The following is a 20,440-nucleotide window of genomic DNA, read 5'->3' as shown; positions in this document are numbered from 1 at the left end:
CCGTAACTTCATAGTTTCCCAGGGGAGTCGGAATAGGCCGGCTGAGAGTGTATCCCACCAAGATACTGACCCTTAGACCTGATCTGGATCATGCCAGCGTAGGAATCGGAGTATATCGAATTGGCCCAGCCTCTTTGCTGAGTGCCACATCTCTAACGCCTGCACGCGTCCCGGATTAACGGGGCGCTTTTTTAATGTTCTTTTATATAGCCAGAGAGCTAAAAAAAGTGACGTCATCCGGATCATAGCTAGTATAAATCTGCTGATTTATGCAAGAAGCTTGGATATGAAGCCAAGGAGTACCCCGCGCCACTGGCCGGACAACATGAAGGAGAGAAATGAAGATGAGATGGCGTAAAATGATGGGCCTAATGCTCTTGTGCGTACTACTAGTGGCTGTGGCCGCATGTGGCGGCAAAGAAGCTGCACCTTCAGGAGAAAATGGCAGCAGCAACACCGAAAACAGCAATGAAGGTGACAACGCAGCCCTCAAAGACATTAAAGTGGTGCTGGACTGGACACCAAATACGAATCATACCGGCCTGTATGCGGCCGTAGATCAAGGTTTTTACAAAGCCGAAGGCTTAAATGTCGAGATTGTACAGCCAGGTGCCGGAGGCGCGGATACGATGGTAGCTTCGAACGAAGTGCCTTTTGGCGTAAGTTATCAGGAGAGTGTAACCCAGGCCCGCACACAGGGCGTACCGCTCGTGTCCATCGCTGCAGTCATTCAGCATAACACGTCCGGATTTGCCGCTCCGGCGGATCGGAACATCAAATCTCCCAAAGATTTTGAAGGCAAAACCTATGGTGGCTGGGGCTCCCCGGTAGAAGAAGCTGTGATGCAGTCCATTATGGAAGGCGAAGGCGCCGATGTATCCAAAGTAAAAAATATTAGCATGGGCGATGCAGACTTCTTCACCGCTGTGAAACGCGATATCGACTTTGCCTGGATTTTCTACGCATGGACGGGCATTGAAGCCGAACTGCGCGGCGAACCGATCGACATGCTATATGTGAAGGATTATTCCGAAGCATTGGACTACTACACACCTGTACTTGTTACCAATGAAAAGACGATTCAGAACGATCCCGAGCTGGTTAAAGCGTTCTTGAAAGCGACTTCCGAAGGATATCAATACGCGATTGAACATCCCGAAGACGCTGCCAACATTCTGATCAAGGCCGTACCGGATCTGGATAAGGATCTTGTACTCGCAAGCCAAAAGTGGCTGAGTCCAAAATATCAGGATGACGCACCGCGCTGGGGTGAGCAAAAGCAGGAAGTATGGCAGAACTACACGGATTGGATGTTTAGCAAAAAGCTGCTCGATGAGCAGGTAGATGTATCCAAAGCATATACAAACGAATTTCTACCCCAATAAAAATTGTTTGAGTTTAACTTTTTTTTACACCAGAACGAAGAGTGCAGAACCCATCTGAAGAAGCGAAGCGCTCACCTTTATCCCCGGATTTCCTCCGTTAAAATTCGTTAAAGAAATCCGGGGATAACAGTGATCGGAAGAGGGTACTGCAATCGAAGTGGTAAAGTGTAAAGCTGGTTTAAATCATGCAATTTAACTCGAAAGGAAAAGTGATCTTTCATGGCAAGCACACTACTTAGCATTCAAGTCATTCCCAAAACGCCAAATGGCGAAAATTCCTATCCTTATGTTGATCGTGCGATTGAAGTTATTCAGCAGTCCGGCTTGAAATATCAGGTTAATCCTCTGGATACCACGATGGAGGGAGAACTGGAGGAACTGCTGGAGGTTGTCCGCAAAATGCACGAAGTTCTCGTGGAAGCCGGCAGTCCGAGCATCATCTCACAGATCAAGATCGCCCATAGCCCAAGCGGCTTCAGCATGGACACCCTAACGGAGAAATATCGCTAATGCATGCCTATTGGAAAAGCGTATGGCCGCCCTTTGTGGCGGTTATTCTCTTTATAGCGATATGGCAGGGAGCCGTCTCCCTGTTCCATATTGAGAAATGGATGCTGCCTGCGCCTTCGGACATCGCCCATGAAGCAGCGTCCCAGGCCGAGCGACTTGGCATGCATGCATGGGCAACAATCCAGCTGACATTGATAGGGTTTGCAGCAGGTACGCTCGTGGGATTACTGATTGCGATGGTGCTGCATTTGATTCCATTTTTGAAATCTGCACTCTATCCATTACTTATTCTTAGTCAAAATATACCGACCATTGCGCTTGCTCCACTCTTGCTGATCTGGTTCGGATTTGGGCTGCTGCCCAAACTGATTACCATCATCCTGGTCTGCTTCTTCCCGGTAGCTGTAGCTGCCATGGACGGATTGACCCGCACCGATGCGGCGATGATGAACTATATGCGCATGGCTGGTGCAAAACGCGGCCAAATTTTCTGGAAGCTCGAACTTCCTCATGCATTGCCTTCGGTGTTCTCGGGGATTAAAATTGCCGCTACGTACAGCGTCATGGGTGCGATTATCGCCGAATGGATCGGTGCAGATAAGGGCATCGGCTATTATATGATGCTGCAAAAATCAGCCTATCGGACGGATCGTCTTTTCGTGGCAATCATGATTATTGTGGCACTGAGTTTGCTGCTCTTCCTGCTCATTGCGCTACTGGAGAAGCTGCTCGTACGCTGGCGTCCACAAAAGCGATTACTTTGAAATATGCACCATATAAAGGTTAGGAAGTGATGACAAGATGACACCCGAACACAACGAGCGGGTAGCTGCTGCGCCGGATGAAGGTGCAACCACTCCAACGAGTAGCGGAAGTCCTGAGTATGGAGCCGCGACCTTACCTGCACATCATTCATCGCCAGCGTTGGAAGTATTAAACGTGAATGCTTCGTTCCGAGAGCGACGCAGCACATTGCCCGTTCTGGATGGCCTGTCCCTGACCGTGGAACAAGGAGAATTCGTAGCCATCGTCGGTCCTTCCGGCTGTGGCAAAAGCACCCTGTTTCACATCATCGGCGGTCTGCTGAAACCTCAGGAGGGCCAAATCCTGATGAATGGTCAGGATGTCACCGGACAACGCGGCAAGATTAGCTATATGCCGCAGCAGCCTGCCCTCTTCCCATGGCGTACCATTGAGGACAATGTGCTGCTTGCAGGTGAAGTGTCTGCGGATGCACCACCCCGAGCAGAGGCGCTTGCAGATGCCCGGAAGTGGCTGAGCAGTGTCGGACTGGCTGGGTTCGAACAAGCCTATCCGCATATGTTATCGGGCGGCATGCAGCAGCGGGTTGCCTTTCTGCGCGCCCTGCTCAGTCCGCAGGAGCTGATGCTGCTAGACGAACCTTTTAGTGCGCTGGATGCACTGACCCGCAGCGACATGCAGCGCTGGCTGCTCGATATCTGGGAACAGAACCGCCGCTCGGTGCTGTTCATTACGCATAATATCGAGGAAGCATTATTACTTGCTGACCGTATCTATGTCCTATCAAATCGACCTGCAGCTGTACTTCACGAGGTCGATGTTCCCTTTGATCGTCCACGTCGCGAAGCGATCACGGAGGAATCTGCTTTTCTTGAACGGAAACGGCAGATTTCCCAGTGGATGAGAGAAGAACAGCAGAAAACCCGCCTATCTAAATAGTGCGGGTTTTTGAGTTGTTTTTTCCCTAAAATGGGTGATCCAAGACAAACTACCCTGCGTATCATTGGTAAAAGACAAAAAGGAGGGGTCCATCCATGCAATCAACCGCTTTTGCACCCTTGGTCGATGCCCATCTTCACCTGGACAAATATACACCTGAAGAACAACGTGAGATGCTGCATTCCTTCCCATCCCAGCAGGTTGAGGCTGTCATCGCCGTTTCCATGAATCTAGCTTCTGCCCAGACCAACTTGGAACTAGCTTCACAATACCCTCGTACCGTATATCCAGCCTTTGGGTTCCATCCCGAGCAGCCCCTGCCTTCCCTGGCAGAGCAGAATCTGTTCTTCGAATGGATCGAAAAGCATATGGGACAAGCCACAGCGATTGGGGAAGTTGGATTGCCCTATTACAACCGACAGGAAGCCGAACAGGCAGGACAGTACTTTGATCAGAGCGGCTATATCGATCTGTTGGAGCGATTTATCCAGCTAGCGAAACGGCACGGTAAACCGATTGTTCTGCACGCTGTATACGAGGATGCCGATATCGCCTGTGACCTGCTGGAGCAATATCATCATCGCCGGGCTCACTTTCACTGGTTCAAAGGTTCCAAGCGGACCATCCAGCGAATGGCTGACAACGGATACTTCGTCTCATTTACACCTGATATCATATACGAAGAGGAAATTCGCGAATTAGCTCGCCAGTATCCTTCCGAGCAGGTTATGGCAGAGACCGATGGACCTTGGCCTTTCGAGGGACCTTTTCAGGGAAGAATGACGCATCCAGCCATGACCAGACAGGTCATTCAAGCGTGGAGTGAAGTGACCGGTATGGGAACGGAGCGGGCTGCGCGTCTCTTTTATCAGAATACGAAACGCTTCTACGGCCTTCCTTAGACGTATTCGTATGATAAAGCACCAAAAAAAGAAGTCAGTTGGCATCTGCCAAACTGACTTCTTTTGTATTTACCTTAACGTTTCAAGAATCCTTTGCCTTCGAGGAATGGCTTCATCTGTAGACGTACCGGCTCTGTGAGACGTTTCGCCATCATTTCGGACCACGGTGTAGAGCGTTCCCCTTGGGTGCGCTCCTTCATGTATGCAGCAGTCGTTTCGTCATAGCTCTCGACGCCTTTGAGGGTCTGCTCGGCGTTATAGCGGCCATGGTGTAAGACCGCATCCAGCGGTAGACGCGGACGAATACCCGTCTCCTGATCAGCAACACCAATGCACATACCATATACTGGATAGACGCCGTCAGGCAAGCCCAATACTTCGCTCACTTCCTCAATGCGGTTGCGCAGCCCGCCAATATATACAATTCCGAAACCCAGTGACTCTGCTGCAAGTGCAGCATTTTGCGATGCGAGTGCAACATCGATTGTCGCCACCATAAAGTTTTCAGTGGAGTCCTCATAGGATTCTTTTTCAGGCAAATGACGCTTGGCAGCATCACTCAGGCGATAAAGGTCAGCACACCATACGAGAAACACAGGGCATTCATTGACGTAAGACTGATTGCCTGCCAATTCAGCCAATTTGGCCTTCTGCTCCTGTTCGGTAACAGCAATTATAGTATAGGCCTGCACACTACTTGAAGAGGAAGCCATCTGCCCGGCCGCCACGATTGCTGCCAGCTGCTCCTCACTTACCGGGTCTGGCTTGAATTTCCGCACAGAGCGGTGCTGCATCATCAATTCAATGGTTTCGTTCATTGCTATTCACTCCCAATCCTCGTAGTACAAATTCAATGGTCTGCTCGGCCAGCTCATCTGTGTTCATGTCCTGATAGTCAAAGCTGAATCGTGAGTTCTTGGCCCGTTTGTGCGCCAAAGCCACACCCATGACCTGAAGCATCGCATAAGATACGGACTCGATCTGAAACACGCCCTGCTCCTTGCCTTCTTGCAGCAGTTCCCTCACTTTGGTCCAGACGGGGTCCAGAAAACGAAACACGGTATCTGTGCGATGGGTACGCAGTGTAATTTCAAGCTGCACAATATCGCTCATCTCCCGGTCCGTCATCGTGAATTTTACGACTTCACCTATGATTCGTCGGATACCCTCCACAGGGGAGGACATGGACTCTTCAGCCAACTCATTCATCATATGATCAGGAAAAAAGTGCTCAAATAATGCTTCAAACACCTTTTCTTTTCCGCCAAAATGATACGAGACCAGCGATACATTCGCACCCGCCTCATCACAGATTTGACGAACACTTGTCCCGTCATACCCCTGCTGTGCAAAAAGCTTCTTGGCTGCAAGCAAAATCCTCGTTTTTATATCCAATTCCGGTTCCGTCATTCCGTCCGCTCCTCTTGTCCGTTCTATTCATTTGCTCCAGCTCACCGGGCTGCAGCGAGACTACTCTATCGTTTCATTATGAAAGTTTGTGCATCAAAGCGCAAGGTGTGCCGCCTGTGGTCCTGCAAAGCTAGCTACCTCAACCTACTATTAAACCAAGCACCCCGGTGAAAATCACCGGGGTGCTTGATCATATCCTATGAAGAACAACCATTACGTCTGCAATATTAGCTGTTCATTTGAGCCGGACTTGGTGCCCCAGCTGGCATGCGTTGTTTTTTCAACGACGTCACCACCAGGGAGAGGGCTACAGCAACCAGCAATACAATGGCAATTGAGCCAGCAGCGGATTGAACTCCAGGTCCACCCAGTTGAGCGCTCAGAACACCTTGAACGGCATATGTGGCAGGCAGATACTGACCAATACCACTGTAGAAACTGTTCAGCAATTCACGTGGCACCATTGCACCGGAAGATACCAGTTGCAGCGACAGTGAAATGATGTTGAACAAGCTTCCCGCTGGTCCAAAGCAGATCAGGAAGAACTGGGAGAAGAACATGAATGTGCAGAGGAACAACGCCTGGAACAACCAGAATGCGATAAATCCTTGCTCGATCTGTCCGCCCAGCGACACAATCAGTGATGATCCCAGCAGGGAAACCACAAGAGCAGACCCCAGATTAATGACTACTCTGGCACCGAACAATGTCCAGCGGGAGTGAGTAGCCGACAGCATTCCCATCGCTGTCTGCAGGTTCATACCCATAATCATGGCTCCCACATAAGAAGCGAGTACCATCATCATCGGCACCATCTGGTTGTTCATTCCGTTAACCGGATTAATGGAAGTAGTTGGACCTTCAACGCGGGTAGTCAGGTTGGCAGCAGCTTCAGCTGCCTGATCTGCAGGCGCTCCGGAAGCCGTCAACACAGCTTGCACACCTTGAGCGGTTGCTTGCTTGTTAATCGTGTTCGTCACGCTTTGCGATACGCCTTGCATCATGCTTTTGATCGTAACCGGGTTCGCCTCGTTAATAGTGTACTTGATTTCGGCAGTGGAACCGGCTGTCTGAATCAGCTCGTTAAACCCTGCAGGAATATTCAGTACCATATGAATCTTGCGATGGTTTAACTGGTCAAGTGCTTCAGTAGCACTCAGATTAGTTACGGTATGAAAAGGAAGCGTCTCAGCCATACGATCTGCGATCCCCTTGGACTGCTCTCCATCCTCATTGACAACGGCAACCGTCAATTCATTCATCCGGTCATTCACTCCGGAATATGCTGTCATCCAGATCACGCTGAAGATCACTTGGAACATAAGTGCCGTCACGATCCCCACAATTACTGGCGGTTTTTTCAACAATATACGTAAAGCCTGCAACATAAATGATGTCCTCCATTACTAATTAGTTCGAATTTGATGTAAACGATTGTTTAAATCAAACGATCGTTTTAAATTTTAAGTCTATATATCTATATTGTCAATCTATTTCTGAAAGGTTCAGAAAGATAAAGATGTGTTTCGCAAACAATGAATTCCATTTCATAAGAGGACATCACTCCACATGCTCACCTCTGTTAACAAGGAAAGGACAATTCCCTTAACATATCTCAGACATCTTCCCTTAACAAAAAAAAAGCATGGTCCGCCGTAGCGGACCGCACCCTATGCTTACTCTTGAGCATAATGAAAAGTTGAACCACGTCCATTAATGTTCATCAGTCATTGCTTTTTAGTTTCATTCGTTGCAGACGCAGCGAATTCAGTACAACCGACACAGAGCTGAACGCCATGGCCGCTCCTGCCAACCAAGGAGCGAGGAAGCCCACTGCTGCAATTGGAATACCAATCACGTTATAACCAAGTGCCCAGAACAGGTTCTGCTTGATATTGCCCATGGTGCGCCGGCTCATCTCGATCGCATCTGCAATACTGTTCAGATCGCCGCGCATTAGCGTAATATCCGCTGCTTCCATCGCTACATCGGTTCCGGTTCCAATGGCCATACCAATATCGGCTGTAGCAAGGGCCGGAGCATCGTTGATTCCATCCCCAACCATCGCTACCTTAATGCCACTCTCCTGAAGCTTTTTCACTTCTGCGGCTTTACCCTCTGGCAATACCTCAGCCAGAACTTTATTGATTCCGGCTTGCTCCGCTACAGCACGAGCTGTCCGCTCATTGTCTCCCGTAATCATGATGACATCGATCCCCATAGCATGTAGCCGCTGAATGGCTTCCCGTGAAGTTTCCTTGATGGTGTCAGCCACGGCAACAACCCCAGCCCATTGTCCGTCTACCGCGACCAGCATCGCTGTGCGCCCTTGTTCTTCAAGGTTGTTCATCTGTTGCATGGTTTCCTCGGAGACATTCACCTTCGCATCCGTAAGCAGTCGGCGTGTCCCGACCAGGATCTCTTGTCCCTGAACCCGAGCTCGCACTCCATATCCCGGTATGTTCTCGAATTGCTCTGATTGGGTTAGCTCCAGACCTTTACCTCGGATTCCTTCTACAATGGCCTCAGCCAAAGGATGCTCCGAACTCTGCTCTGCTGCTCCCACCCGTTGCAGCAGCTCTGCTTCCGTCCATTCTGGAGCCGTCACCACATCCGTAAGCACGGGCTTGCCTTGGGTGACTGTACCTGTTTTGTCCAGTACAACGGTTTGGATCTGCTGTGCCGATTCCAGATGTTCGCCGCCTTTGAACAACACACCATACTCCGCCGCACGTCCTGATCCAGCCATAATGGACGTTGGGGTTGCGAGTCCAAGCGCACAAGGACAGGCAATGACAAGTACAGCAATCGCCTTCTCCAGCGAACCGGCAAAGTCACCGGGACTGGCGAAAAAATACCAGATCAGGAACGTGACTGCTGCGATGCCTACAACAATCGGAACAAAGATGCCTGAGATCACATCGGCAATCCGCTGAATAGGGGCCTTGGAACCCTGCGCTTGTTCAACCACTTTAATAATCTGCGATAACGCCGTGTCCGAACCCACGCGGGTCGCACGCAGTCTTAATACTCCATTTTTGTTCAGCGTAGCGCCTGTAACGGCGTCCCCCGGTTTTTTATCCACTGGCAAGCTCTCTCCGCTTAACATGGATTCGTCGACAGAAGATTGCCCCTCCTCCACGACGCCATCCACAGGAATGCTGTCTCCGGGTTTGACCAGAACGAGATCACCTACCGCGACATACGCAGACGGTACAATAACCTCCTGTCCATCACGAATCACTCTGGCTTCACGCGGAGCCAGTTCGATGAGGCTTTTGATTGCCTGAGACGAGCGCCCTTTGGCTACAGCTTCGAACCATTTTCCCAATAGGATCAACGTAATCAGGATTGCACTCGTCTCATAATAAAGCTCCACGGTTGGCATGGCTGCTGTAGCCATTCCCGTCCCACCATGATCCATCATGGTCGAAGCTGCATTGCCACTGGTCAGGGTCAGATACAGACTGTAGAAGAAAGCCGCACTTGTACCCAAAGCAACCAGTACATCCATATTGGCACTGCCATTACGGAGCGCTTTATAGGCACCTACATAGAATTGCCATCCAATCACAAACTGTACTGGCGTTGCCAACACCAGTTGGAACCACGGGTTCATGAACAGGTCCGGTACCCAGATCCACGAGGTGAATGAGAAGTGACCCACCATGGCCCAAAGCAGCGGCAAAGATAACAGGGCGGAGATCATCCACTTCCACTTTTTGCGCTGTAATTCACGCTCACGCACCGATTGGGTATCTTCCTGTGTCTGCTGCAATTCCGCACCATAACCGAGCTGCTTGATCTTCGCCGTAATATCGGTTGCCTTCAATACTCCTGCTGCAAATTCTACATGTCCCGTTTCCAGCGCCAGGTTCACGTTTGCACGGGATACACCCGGCAACCGGGAAAGACCCTTTTCGATTCGAGCAGAGCAAGCAGCACAGGTCATGCCTGTAATGTCCAGATCCACGGATTCCGTTACTGTACCATAGCCAAGGGCCTCCACCTTATCCCGCAAAGCATTGATGTTCGTTGTCTTCGGATCATAGGATACCGTTGCTTGTTCGATAGCGAGGTTAACATTCGCCTGATTGACACCTTCCATTCGGGACAAACCCTTCTCAATCCGGGTAGAGCAGGCAGCACAGGTCATGCCTGTAATTTGCAGTGTTGTCTGCAATCCCGCTGCTTCCGGTGAAGGTACGGGTTCTGATGCTGTTGCGTTGTCCGTTGTTGATGACTTATCCATGTTGTTAGCTCCTTTCTCTATGAAATATTCCTACACATTCAATACCCCCAAGGGGTATATAAAAGACAGAAAATCAGGCTTAAACAATGAACTCATTTAATGGAAAAGATCTGTTGAATTCCTTTCCATGCAAAGGGAAGTTCAGTTTAAGCCTGCGATGATTAGACTACGTCATATCCTTGATCTTCGATGGCTGCCTTGATCTGATCCACATTGACTTTTTGCTCGTCATATTCAACTGCGACAGTTCCTGCTGCCAGATCAACCTGACCATTCGCTCCCGCATTCTTCACAGCTTCTTCAACCGATTTCACACAGTGATTGCAAGACATTCCTGTAACGTTCAACGTAATATTAGACATGGGTAGTTCCTCCTTAGATATATAAATGATGAGTTCATTCAAAAATAATTACTTCATTAACTTTCTTACCGTTACCAACAATTCATCCACAACCTCATGCTCTCCGGCCTGAATGCGCTCAACGATACAGCTCTTCATATGACCTTCCAGTAACAGCTTGCCTACTGAATTAAGAGCAGACTGAGCCGCCGCGATCTGCGTCAGCACATCATCACAATAGGTGTCCTTCTCGATCAATCCCTTGATCCCGCGAATCTGTCCTTCAACACGGTTCAAGCGAGAAATCAGGTTGCCCTTCATCTGCTGGGAATGATGGCTCTTGCGCACATGCTTCCCGTCACTGCCTGCCGTATGACATGAATTGGCTTGCTGATCATCTGTCTGTGAGACTTCGTTCACCTCTGTTACGGATGACTCCAAAGGTTCCTTGGGATGGCTCTGATGTTCCATCGCGAACACCCCTTTTCTTTCGTTCTGTTATAAGAGTAACATACCCCATGGGGGTATGCAAGACCATTTTATTATTTTTCTCAACATGGATGTTTTCCATGCTTCCCACGACTGCGCTAACGTGCCAGACATCCCCATTAGTCTTCGTACAGGCGCACTATAGTATGTATTCCATTCTACTGCTGCGCACAGCCAAACCCAGTTGCTCATAGAAAGCTTGAGCACCGTTATTAAATATAGACACGGTCAGTTCAACGCTGTCGACTTGAATTTCTCTGCCAAGTTCGATTAACTCCTGCATCAATTGTTTGCCTGTCCCATGTCCACGATGCATGCTGCCAACGATGATCTCATCGATATATAACATCTTTCGATCCTTCAACAAATCCACATTTTGAATAACATTCAACTGTGCGCTCGTATATCCAACAATCTCACCCTGATCCAGCAATTCCGCAACATAGAGGTAACGATGATCCGTTTCCAGTAGTTGTTCATATTCCTTATGACTCATTCTCGTCTGCAACTCTCTGTATATGTCTGGCCTAGCCTCTACATGCAATTGATGAAGTTCATCCATTAATGCAGATACTCCCGTGTAATCTCCGATGACAGCCCGTCTAATGTTAATCTCACTCATCTTCACATTCTCCTCTCACAAACGTTTCCCATGATTATACAATAAGACATCAGGAAGATGATGCTTCGAAACATGCTTAACCATTCTGATATAAAAAAGCAGATACCTTAACGGTACCCGCTTCTTTTCAAGCTATACTTGGTTCCTTTTATTCTTTGGATGATTTACCTTCATCAAATGCTACAGGTGACGGCTTGGCAGACCATTCGTCCGCTTGCGGCTCAATATCCACACCGCTCAAAATTTTCTTTTTCTCCATCAAGGAATCCCCGTCTTCATCCAGTTTGTTGCGAATTGCCGCCTCATCCTGAGGTTGATTGTTCTGTGTCATGCTAGAGTCCTCCTCTTCGTAATCATGGTGATGTTCCTGTATATAACTTACCCATTTTTTGCATTGTCATTCTGAATGTATACAAGGTTCATCAACCACTTGAAGAAAGTTCGCCATAATAACTTTATATTTTCGCCACTTTACTGCCCTTCACTTTAACATTCACAAGCAGGATGCTGGCAATAATCATAACCAGACCTGCGATCAGATTGACCGTCACCGACTCTCCGAGGAACAGCACACTGCATAAAAGGGCAATCAGCGGAATCAGGAACGTGAACGATCCTACTTTGCTGGCTTCGCCGGAGCTGACCAGTTTGAAGAACGCGAGCCAGCCCATCGCAATGACAAACACCGAAATAAACAGCGTATCCAGTATAAAAGGAAGCACCCACTGCACATCAGCCCAGCTCTCTGTGACCGTACCTGTCAACGTCAGAACAACTCCGCCGATCAAAATCGGAATGGCTGTCATCCAGATTCCATCGACCTTCATTGAAGTTCGCTTCATATATACGGTCCCGATTGCCCAGCTAATTGCACTGAACAGCCCAAGCATAACCCCTTCAGGGGATACTTTGCCTGTCATGCCACCAATACTGATCGTAGCCACTCCTGCAAAACCGATCACCAATCCGGCAATCTTCAGTCCATACATGGACTCGCCCAGCCACAGCCATGCCCCAATTCCGAGCAGCACAGGCTGCAGGAACACGATGGATGAAAATAATCCTGCCGGCACTTCCGTCAGCCCCACGGTCTGAAAGCCGTAGAAGAAGATGATATTAAGCACCGCAGATATGGCATAAATATGCCAGGTTTGCTTCAGCCTCAGCGTTTTGTAGCGGGGAAAAGCATACAACCCCAGCACCAAGCCCCCAATTAACAGGCGCATGCCTGCGAATATAAGCGGCGGTGTAAAATTTAATGCGTATTTGGTCAGGGGCCAGTTTACTCCCCACATGAGTACCAGAAAAGCCAGGACCCAGCCTGCTTTTGCACGTGATAAAGCCATATGTTTATTCTCCTATCCGGCACACATCTACAGGCGCAGTTTAATCAATCATGTACATTATCCTGCGCTCTTTCTGTGCCTGCAAACCATTTGGAATTCGATCCAGACCCGTTTTACATCCATTCTTTGATCGTTCCGTGTCTCCATGATACAATAGTGATCGAAATAATTGAAATGCATGTTAATCATAAGGAGCATACCATATTTGTTATGAACAACTCACAGTTGCAGTTATTCGTGAAAATTGCAGAGACAGGAAGTTTCACCCGTGCAGGTCAGGAACTGAATATGACGCAGCCCGCAGTCAGTAGGGCCATCTCTTCGCTGGAGAATGAACTGGATGTCACTCTAATCATACGAGATCGTAGGAACGGCATCGTGCTTACGGATGTGGGACAGCGAATTTTGGTCATTTTCCGCCGAATTTTACAGCAATTTGATAAGGTACAGCAGGTCGTTGCCGCCGAAAAAGGGTTGGAGATTGGTACGATTCGTATTGGCTCTTTCCCCATGTCATCTGCCCATCTGTTGCCGAAAATCATCCGCTCCATTCGGGATCGCTACCCTCAGATTCAGTTTGAGCTGCACGAGGGGAATATCCTTGAAATTCAGGAGTGGCTAAGCTCACGGGCTATTGATGTGGCTCTCATTATTGCAACAGACAAAGAGCCAATAGATATGGCTTATGAGACACTTCCGCTCTATAGCGAGGAGATGCTCGCGGTGTTTCGGGACGATGAACCTTTTGCGAATCAGGAAATTCTGCCCGTACAAATGCTGGACAAACACCCCATGATTATCTGCAAAGGCGGCTACGAGGTACCGATTGTTGATCTGTTCAATCGAGCAGATGCAGAATTACATTTCGGGTTTGTGGTGTATAACGTAAACACTTGCCTTAGCATGATTGAGCAGGGACTCGGAACCGCCATGCTGCCTGCAATCTCTCTATCCTGGCTGCCTCCGGGTGTCAAAGCACTCCACACAGAGCCGAAAGCCTACCGCAATATTGAGATTGCCGTTCCTTCACTTGTCGATGCTTCTCCCGCATCCCGGTTATTTATTGAGACGGCGCAGCAATTGTTTGGACAACGCTAACGAATCGATTATACCTTCCAATGTAGCGCAGTCGCTCCTATCGCAAACTCAAAAGGGCGTCCCCAAAGTCATGTTCATGACCTTATGGGACGCCCCTTTATATAGTCCACCTCAGATGGACATCATTCACCTGTTTTGCTTTTTATCCGCAGCACCATAAAATGCCCTGATGATCTCAGCTTTACGCCTGGTCCTGGCGAGCGAGTGCAGCCAGTGCGCGCAGTGCCGCTTCGATCTCACGCTCAACTGCATCAGCTACCGCATTTGTGTGCGGATCATACTCGGCAGCCAGGTCGCTGTCTGCGAAACCGTCGATAGCGACAATAGCTCCGGCACGAGCGCCGCGCAGTGTGCTGACGATGTAAAGCGCGGCAATTTCCATCTCAGCAGCAAGAGCACCCGCCTGCTTGTACTTGCGGTGAGGAATCTCTTCGACCCCTGTGAAGAAAGCATCCAGCGTAACGGTAATGCCTACGCCAACTTTACCCGCACTTGAAGCATCCGCTCCACTTGCATGCTCATCAGTCGCCTCGATTAACGCTTGCGTAACGCCAAGGTCCGCTACCGCAGGGAAACCATCCGGTACCAGCTGACGTGTCAGCCCGTCCGTACGAACAGCGGCCGTGCTGACGATTACACTGCCCGCTGGGTAATCCGCGGTATACGAGCCCGCTGTACCTACACGAATCAGGGTCGTTACCCCTGCCCGGATCAGTTCTTCGAAGCAGACGGCAGCTCCGGGTGAACCTACGCCATGGCTGACTACGGCCATTTGTACACCTTCATACAATCCTACAAACGTGCGATACTCCCGGCTGAACGCCAGTTCTCTCGCCTGCTCCAGCTTGCGGGAAATCTTCTCCGCACGTGCCGGATCACCACAGACAATGGCATATGCAGGCATATCTTCGGAATGAATCTGCAAAATAGGCATCAACATCTTAATCAAACTCCTTCTTCGTCCATTCGTCTTCCGGAATCGGAATATCTTCACCAGAGAAGCGTTGCTCCTTGAATGGATCGGCAAAATGATGGAAACCATTGACTTCCCAGAAGCCATTGCGATCTTCTTTCATGAATTCCAGACCTCGTATCCACTTCGCGCTCTTCCAGAAGTAAAGTTGTGGAACAACCAAGCGCAATGGATAACCGTGCTTCGGTGTGAGCGGCTCACCGTTAAATTTAAAAGCAAGCAATACATCGTCATGCATCAATTCTTCGAGCGGAACATTCGTCTCGTAATCATGATCCGCGTGGATCATGACGTATTTCGCTTCCGGTTTGACGCCCAGAAGCTTAATGAAATCCGAGAACCTGATACCTTCCCATGGTGTATCAAACTTCGACCAGCGAGTTACGCAATGAATGTCACTCACCGTGTTCACTTGAGGCATCGCCTGAAGCTCGGCGAAGGAGAACACCTTCTCCTCTTCAACCTCACCGAATACCTTCAAATCCCAGGTGGAAAGGTCGTATTCTGGCACTTCACCTTCATGCAGAATCGGGAATTTCTCGGTCAGTACCTGCCCCGGCGGCAGTCGGTCTCCGTGCTCAGCACCCGCTTTGGGTGCCGGGCTTTTTGTTTTTTTCAGACGTTCAGCCTTATTATGCAAGCGTGATTCCTCCTTCTTTATATGCTTCAAGCATAACATTCAGGATTTAACGCGAGCTTCCGCCCGCTTTTAGTGCGTCTTGTGCATAAGTACGGTCCTTGAAGAAGAACATCGCCACCAGTGTCACAATATACGGCAGCATCATGGTAAAGTGAGTTGGCAGCGCAAAGCCCTGCAATCGGATACTAAGTGCTTCCATGAACCCGAACAGAACACTGGACCCCATAACGCCAAGTGGATTCGCTTGACCCAACATGGTTGCTACCAATGCGATGAAGCCACGGCCTGCGGTCATCCCCTCGGTAAACATCGTAACCTGACCGAGCGATAGCTGTGCACCCGCCAGAGCGCATAATACGCCGCACATCAGAACTGCACCATATTGAATGCCGCGCACCTTGATGCCGATACTTTGTGCTGCAACTGGATTCTCGCCAACCGAACGAAGACGGAAACCGGAGACACTTTTGAACAGATAAAATTGCAAGGCAATTACGATAATAATCCCAAGATATACGAGCGGGCTATGCCCTGAGATGACATCGCCTACCCACGGAATGTCCTTAATAAGAGGGATGTCCCATTTGGGGAGTCCCACCATATCCTTGTCGTAGTAAGCACCTTTTACATCAAAAATCGCACGCAGCGCAAAAGTCGTCAGTCCTGTCGCCAGAAAATTAAGCGAGATCCCGACCACAATGGCGTTGGCCTTCAGATTAATACTGATAAAGGCAAATAGCGCAGAGAACAACATGACGATTACAATCGAGAATATAACGGCCAACAGTACATTGCCGAACAGATAGTTACCCACAATAGCGGAGAAAGCACCGATCAATACGAGTCCTTCCAGACCCACGTTGAACAGACCGACACGAGAGCATAAAGCCCCACCGAGCGCTGCAAGCAGGATCGGCGTCATAATCCGCAGAGTAGAGCCAAACATGGCTGCATCAAACAGTTGTTGCATTGGACTTCTTCTCCTTTCTCCGCTTCAGGAATGAATATCCGATCTGAGCCGATACAAATAACGTCAATACCGCTTGGATGACACTGCCGACTTCCAGCGGCACATCCGTATTCCGTTCCATCCCCATGGCACCTGTCTGCAACGCTGCAAGCAGGATTGCCGCCACAGCTGTTCCTAGCGGATGCGAGCGGGCGAGCAATGTCGCCATAATGCCGCTCCATGCATAACTTGCCGATGACAACGACCCATCAAGGAAACGGTACTGTGTGCCCAACACTTCCCCTGCACCTGCAAGGCCTGCAAGTCCACCACTGATGATCATGGAAAGCATCATCATGCGAATGCGGCGCACGCCACCATACGTTGCAAACGAAGGATTGCTACCCAACATGCGGATCTCATAACCGGTTACCGTCTTGTGTGTGAACCAATAGATGAGAATGGCCGCTACGATGGCAATGATGAATCCAGCATGCAAACCCATGCCCTGGAACAGCTTCGGCAGCCAGACACTCTGATCAATCATTGGCGTCTGGGCCATCGCCGCCGATCCGGTGCGGTCTTTAAACGGATAGGATACCATGTATCCTCCAAAATAAATCGCAATATAGTTGAGCAACAGCGTCGTGATCAACAGATTCATGCCAAAGCGGGCATCCAGCCAACCTGCAAACAGCGACCAGACTCCACCGGCGATGATCCCCGCCACAATGGCTGCAATACAGACAAACCAGCCTGGACCCGGCAGGTAGAGCGCCGTCAGCGCTGCACTAAGTCCGCCAAGAACCATCTGTCCTTCTGCACCCATGTTAAAAAATCCGGCGCGGAACGCCAGTGCTACGCCCAGCCCCGCAAGAATAATTGGCGTCGAACGTGCCAGTGTGTTAGTGAAGAAGTAGAAGTTGCCGAAGGCCCCTTTCCACATCTCCGCATACGTATCCACCACGGACCCGCCAACGATCAGAATGGCTACAGCACCTGCCAGCAAACCGATGAATACGGCAAGCAGCGGCTGTATGAGTCCGCGAAGTGTTTCTTTTACCCGATTCATATCCGCTCTTTCCCTCCTGCCATCAACAAGCTGATCTGTTCTTCTGTTGCTTCATCTGCCTTCAGTTCCCCGGCAATTCCGCCTTCATACATGACAATGATCCGATCAGATAATTGCAAAATCTCGGACAATTCGGAGGAAACGAGTAGAATACCCGCACCCTCATTCCGTTTGCGCAGCAATTCAGCGTGGATGGTCTCCATCGCTCCGATGTCTACACCCCGCGTAGGTTCAGCCGCAATCAGAAACGGCGTATCCTGGGCAAATTCACGCGCTGCAATCAGCTTCTGCAAGTTTCCTCCGGAAAGGAACTGTGCCTTCGTTTCCGCAGAACCCGTTTTGATGCTGAACTGCTTGATCCAGTTCTCCACCATCGTCCGTGCTGCCTTCGCTTTAATGATACCGCGTGATTGAAGCCGGTGATGATGACCCATCAGTCCATTTTCACGAACGCTCGCATCCTTCGCCGCTCCCCACATATAGCGGTCTTCCGGGATATGGGCAAGTCCATGCTCCCGAATGCGCCGCACTGGCCAATTGGTTGTATCCTGCCCTGACAGCAGGACGCGGCCGCTATCTGCCTTGTGCAGACCCGCAATGATCTGGATCAGTTCAGATTGGCCGTTTCCGGAAATACCCGCGATTCCAACGACCTCGCCTTTCCGAACTTGCAAATGGATATTCTTGAGTGCAGAACGACCCTCTGCCCCTGTCAGATTTACCGCTTCCACCTGAAGCACAGCTTCTCCCGGAACGGATGGCTGCTTGTCCATGCGAACCAGCTCACGACCTACCATCAGGCGGGACAGTTCCTCTACATTCGTGTCTTTTGCTTCCAATGTACCTGTCACCTGACCATCACGAAGAACCGTGATCCGGTCTGCTACATCCATGACTTCCTGCAGCTTGTGCGTGATCAATACAAAGGTTTTGCCCAACTTGGCAAGGGATTTCATATTCGCGAGCAGTTCTTTCACTTCCAGCGGTGTCAGTACCGCTGATGGTTCATCCAATATAATGATATCTGCGCCCTGATGCAGCACCTTGAGAATTTCAACACGCTGCTGCATGCCCAAAGGGCATTCAAATACTTTTTTCCACGGATCAACTGGCATGCCATACGTTCTGCCCAACTCATTCACCTGGGCCGCTGCCTGTTTGCGGTCAAATACTCCTGCCGCAGACGGTTCACGCCCGATCACGATGTTCTCGGCAACCGTAAAGGAAGGAAACAGCATGAAATGCTGATGCACCATGCCGATACCGCTTGCCATGGCCTGAGACGGGGTAGCGAAGCTTACCTCGCGTCCACGAACTTTGATTGTGCCTGATGTCGGTTGCTCCATTCCATACAACATGCGCATCAGGGTTGTCTTACCAGCTCCGTTCTCACCCACGAGGGCATGAATCTCTCCTTCTCGCAAATTAAAACGGATGTCCCGATTAGCGGTGAAGCCGCCGTATTTCTTCGTAATCTGCTCCATCTCCAACAGCATATCTCGCGTTCTCTCCTCTCGGTCTCGGGCATTAAATAGCAGCAAAACCGGCTGCCTGATCGGGCAGCCGGCTGATCAACTCAATTACTCAATCCTATGGAACAAAGAATACTACTGTTGCAATGGATCTTTCACAACGATTTTGCCGGATACGATATCATCCTTGATTGCTTTAACCTTGTCGATAACCTCTTGTCCAACAAAAGCATTCAATGGAGTTTCGCTATCACGTGTTACGTAAGTCAGTCCTACGCCATCTTCTTTCAAGCCATAGTTCACTGCGCCCGCCTTGAAGTTTCCTTCCACGAAATCCTTCACCGTCTGGTAAGAAACTGTGTCGGTCGACTTTAATTGAGACAATACGATATGTTCCGGATCCTCCACGGTACGGTCCGTATCCTGACCGGCGGTATAGAAGCCTTTTTCTTTCGCTGCTTCGAACACGCCCAGATCCCCTACAGCAGATGCTGCAGCAATGAAGTCAGCGCCTTTGCCGAATTGTACCAACGCAAGCTCTTTTGCTTTGGCCGGGTCGTTAAATCCACCAACGTAGTTCACGAGGAATTCCGCATTCGGGTTAACCGATTCCAGACCGGCTTTGAAGCCTTCTGTATATTTCTTGATCAATGGAACGTCCATCGCGGCAATCATACCGACTTTGTCTGTTTTCGTAGACAGTCCGGCAGCTGCACCAAGCAGATACGCTCCTTCATATTCATGGAAACCAACGCTACGAACGTTAGGCAGATCAACCGTTGTGTCTACAATGGCAAAGGACTTGTCCGGATTTTCGGCAGCCACTTTTTTCAGTGCATCTTCTGCCTGGAAGGTTGCTGTAATAATCAGATCATAGTTCTCAGCAACTGCAGCACGCAGATTTTGCTCAAATGCAGCCGGGTCAGTCGATTCAATCGTTTTGGTATCTACCTTGAATTCCTCGCCTGCTTTTTTGAAACCTTCATCCATCTGTACGAAGAACGGGTTTACCCCGATTTTTTCAGGAAGTACAAGCGCCATGCGCAGTGATTTTTCACTGTCGCCACCTTGGGCCGATTGTTCGTCTTTGGAACCAGAATTTCCACAAGCCGCCAGCAATATAGCCAACATGATGATCGATAAGACGAACGATAAACCTCTTTTCATTTTGAAAATTCCCCTTTTCACTATTCTTTTTTTATAATCCTAGCGGATACTGTCGATCCTTGTCAATAAATCTTTGAGCGTATACACTAAATGGAATATAATAGTTGATTT

General features: G+C 49.6%; 21 protein-coding genes and 1 riboswitch. Of the genes, 6 read left to right on the top strand and 15 right to left on the bottom strand.

The genetic code is table 11. The annotated features are described in order from the left end of the window. The first annotated feature begins 10 nt into the window (after positions 1–10). Positions 11–123, top strand: a riboswitch (TPP riboswitch). 221 nt (positions 124–344) lie between these two features. The 5 genes from AC3ITG_RS02220 to AC3ITG_RS02200 all read left to right on the top strand — a co-directional run bounded on the left by AC3ITG_RS02220 (position 345) and on the right by AC3ITG_RS02200 (position 4,498). After that, positions 345–1,385 (top strand): ABC transporter substrate-binding protein, encoded by a 1,041-nt coding sequence (locus tag AC3ITG_RS02220; protein ID WP_408893693.1) that lies wholly within the window; start codon positions 345–347, stop codon positions 1,383–1,385. Between the two features lie 219 nt (positions 1,386–1,604). Continuing rightward, the gene (locus AC3ITG_RS02215; RefSeq protein WP_024632265.1) at positions 1,605–1,895 is read left to right on the top strand and encodes a thiamine-binding protein; all 291 of its coding nucleotides are present in this window, start codon (positions 1,605–1,607) and stop codon (positions 1,893–1,895) included. Then, the gene (locus tag AC3ITG_RS02210) at positions 1,895–2,659 is read left to right on the top strand and encodes an ABC transporter permease (protein WP_489252661.1); all 765 of its coding nucleotides are present in this window, start codon (positions 1,895–1,897) and stop codon (positions 2,657–2,659) included. Before AC3ITG_RS02215 ends, AC3ITG_RS02210 begins: the two co-directional genes overlap by 1 nt. Before the next feature lie 37 nt (positions 2,660–2,696). Then, positions 2,697–3,596, top strand: a complete 900-nt coding sequence (locus AC3ITG_RS02205) for an ABC transporter ATP-binding protein (protein WP_413374753.1) — start codon at positions 2,697–2,699, stop codon at positions 3,594–3,596. A 95-nt stretch (positions 3,597–3,691) separates the two neighbouring features. Further along, positions 3,692–4,498 (top strand): TatD family hydrolase, encoded by an 807-nt coding sequence (locus tag AC3ITG_RS02200; protein ID WP_489252660.1) that lies wholly within the window; start codon positions 3,692–3,694, stop codon positions 4,496–4,498. Between the two features lie 74 nt (positions 4,499–4,572). On the opposite strand, the gene nfsA is transcribed toward AC3ITG_RS02200, so the two are convergent. The 9 genes from nfsA to AC3ITG_RS02155 all read right to left on the bottom strand — a co-directional run bounded on the left by nfsA (position 4,573) and on the right by AC3ITG_RS02155 (position 12,958). After that, positions 4,573–5,316: an oxygen-insensitive NADPH nitroreductase gene (nfsA, locus tag AC3ITG_RS02195; RefSeq protein ID WP_489252659.1), complete on the bottom strand. Its 744-nt coding sequence runs from the start codon at positions 5,314–5,316 to the stop codon at positions 4,573–4,575. Continuing rightward, positions 5,300–5,908: a TetR family transcriptional regulator gene (locus tag AC3ITG_RS02190; RefSeq protein ID WP_053779827.1), complete on the bottom strand. Its 609-nt coding sequence runs from the start codon at positions 5,906–5,908 to the stop codon at positions 5,300–5,302. The genes nfsA and AC3ITG_RS02190 overlap by 17 nt, the downstream gene beginning before the upstream one ends. 227 nt (positions 5,909–6,135) lie before the next feature. Continuing rightward, positions 6,136–7,296 carry a YhgE/Pip domain-containing protein gene (locus AC3ITG_RS02185; protein ID WP_489252658.1) on the bottom strand — a complete coding sequence of 387 codons (1,161 nt, stop codon included), beginning with the start codon at positions 7,294–7,296 and terminating at the stop codon, positions 6,136–6,138. A 335-nt stretch (positions 7,297–7,631) separates the two neighbouring features. After that, on the bottom strand, positions 7,632–10,160 hold the full coding sequence (locus tag AC3ITG_RS02180; protein WP_489252657.1) for a heavy metal translocating P-type ATPase: 2,529 nt from the start codon (positions 10,158–10,160) through the stop codon (positions 7,632–7,634). 161 nt (positions 10,161–10,321) lie between these two features. Then, the gene (locus AC3ITG_RS02175) at positions 10,322–10,522 is read right to left on the bottom strand and encodes a copper ion binding protein (protein ID WP_053779829.1); all 201 of its coding nucleotides are present in this window, start codon (positions 10,520–10,522) and stop codon (positions 10,322–10,324) included. Positions 10,523–10,570: 48 nt separating this feature from the next. Next, on the bottom strand, positions 10,571–10,972 hold the full coding sequence (locus AC3ITG_RS02170; RefSeq protein WP_413374742.1) for a metal-sensitive transcriptional regulator: 402 nt from the start codon (positions 10,970–10,972) through the stop codon (positions 10,571–10,573). A 157-nt stretch (positions 10,973–11,129) separates the two neighbouring features. Beyond that, on the bottom strand, positions 11,130–11,612 hold the full coding sequence (locus AC3ITG_RS02165) for a GNAT family N-acetyltransferase (RefSeq protein ID WP_489252656.1): 483 nt from the start codon (positions 11,610–11,612) through the stop codon (positions 11,130–11,132). 148 nt (positions 11,613–11,760) lie between these two features. After that, on the bottom strand, positions 11,761–11,943 hold the full coding sequence (locus tag AC3ITG_RS02160; RefSeq protein ID WP_063566250.1) for a hypothetical protein: 183 nt from the start codon (positions 11,941–11,943) through the stop codon (positions 11,761–11,763). Between the two features lie 124 nt (positions 11,944–12,067). Continuing rightward, on the bottom strand, positions 12,068–12,958 hold the full coding sequence (locus tag AC3ITG_RS02155; protein WP_413374737.1) for a DMT family transporter: 891 nt from the start codon (positions 12,956–12,958) through the stop codon (positions 12,068–12,070). A gap of 210 nt (positions 12,959–13,168) precedes the next feature. Between AC3ITG_RS02155 and AC3ITG_RS02150 the strand changes: the two genes are divergently transcribed. Next, entirely contained in the window at positions 13,169–14,056 is an 888-nt protein-coding gene (locus AC3ITG_RS02150) for a LysR family transcriptional regulator (protein ID WP_489252655.1), read from the top strand. Positions 14,057–14,237: 181 nt separating this feature from the next. On the opposite strand, the gene AC3ITG_RS02145 is transcribed toward AC3ITG_RS02150, so the two are convergent. The 6 genes from AC3ITG_RS02145 to AC3ITG_RS02120 all read right to left on the bottom strand — a co-directional run bounded on the left by AC3ITG_RS02145 (position 14,238) and on the right by AC3ITG_RS02120 (position 20,329). Beyond that, complete coding sequence (locus AC3ITG_RS02145) at positions 14,238–14,996, bottom strand: nucleoside phosphorylase (RefSeq protein ID WP_413374733.1); 759 nt, start codon at positions 14,994–14,996, stop codon at positions 14,238–14,240. 1 nt (position 14,997) lies between these two features. Further along, complete coding sequence (locus AC3ITG_RS02140; protein WP_053779836.1) at positions 14,998–15,669, bottom strand: sulfite oxidase-like oxidoreductase; 672 nt, start codon at positions 15,667–15,669, stop codon at positions 14,998–15,000. Positions 15,670–15,715: 46 nt separating this feature from the next. Continuing rightward, the gene (locus tag AC3ITG_RS02135) at positions 15,716–16,639 is read right to left on the bottom strand and encodes an ABC transporter permease (protein ID WP_024632282.1); all 924 of its coding nucleotides are present in this window, start codon (positions 16,637–16,639) and stop codon (positions 15,716–15,718) included. Beyond that, entirely contained in the window at positions 16,623–17,690 is a 1,068-nt protein-coding gene (locus AC3ITG_RS02130; RefSeq protein WP_063566254.1) for an ABC transporter permease, read from the bottom strand. The genes AC3ITG_RS02135 and AC3ITG_RS02130 overlap by 17 nt, the downstream gene beginning before the upstream one ends. Then, positions 17,687–19,186 carry an ABC transporter ATP-binding protein gene (locus AC3ITG_RS02125; protein ID WP_413374730.1) on the bottom strand — a complete coding sequence of 500 codons (1,500 nt, stop codon included), beginning with the start codon at positions 19,184–19,186 and terminating at the stop codon, positions 17,687–17,689. Before AC3ITG_RS02125 ends, AC3ITG_RS02130 begins: the two co-directional genes overlap by 4 nt. A gap of 111 nt (positions 19,187–19,297) precedes the next feature. Next, on the bottom strand, positions 19,298–20,329 hold the full coding sequence (locus AC3ITG_RS02120; protein ID WP_413374728.1) for a BMP family lipoprotein: 1,032 nt from the start codon (positions 20,327–20,329) through the stop codon (positions 19,298–19,300). Between the last annotated feature and the right edge of the window lie 111 nt (positions 20,330–20,440).

The sequence above is a fragment of the Paenibacillus sp. GL_099_B genome, assembly GCF_057835695.1.
The sequence above is the reverse complement of the archived record's forward strand: the minus strand, read 5'-3'. Positions and strand labels throughout refer to the sequence as shown.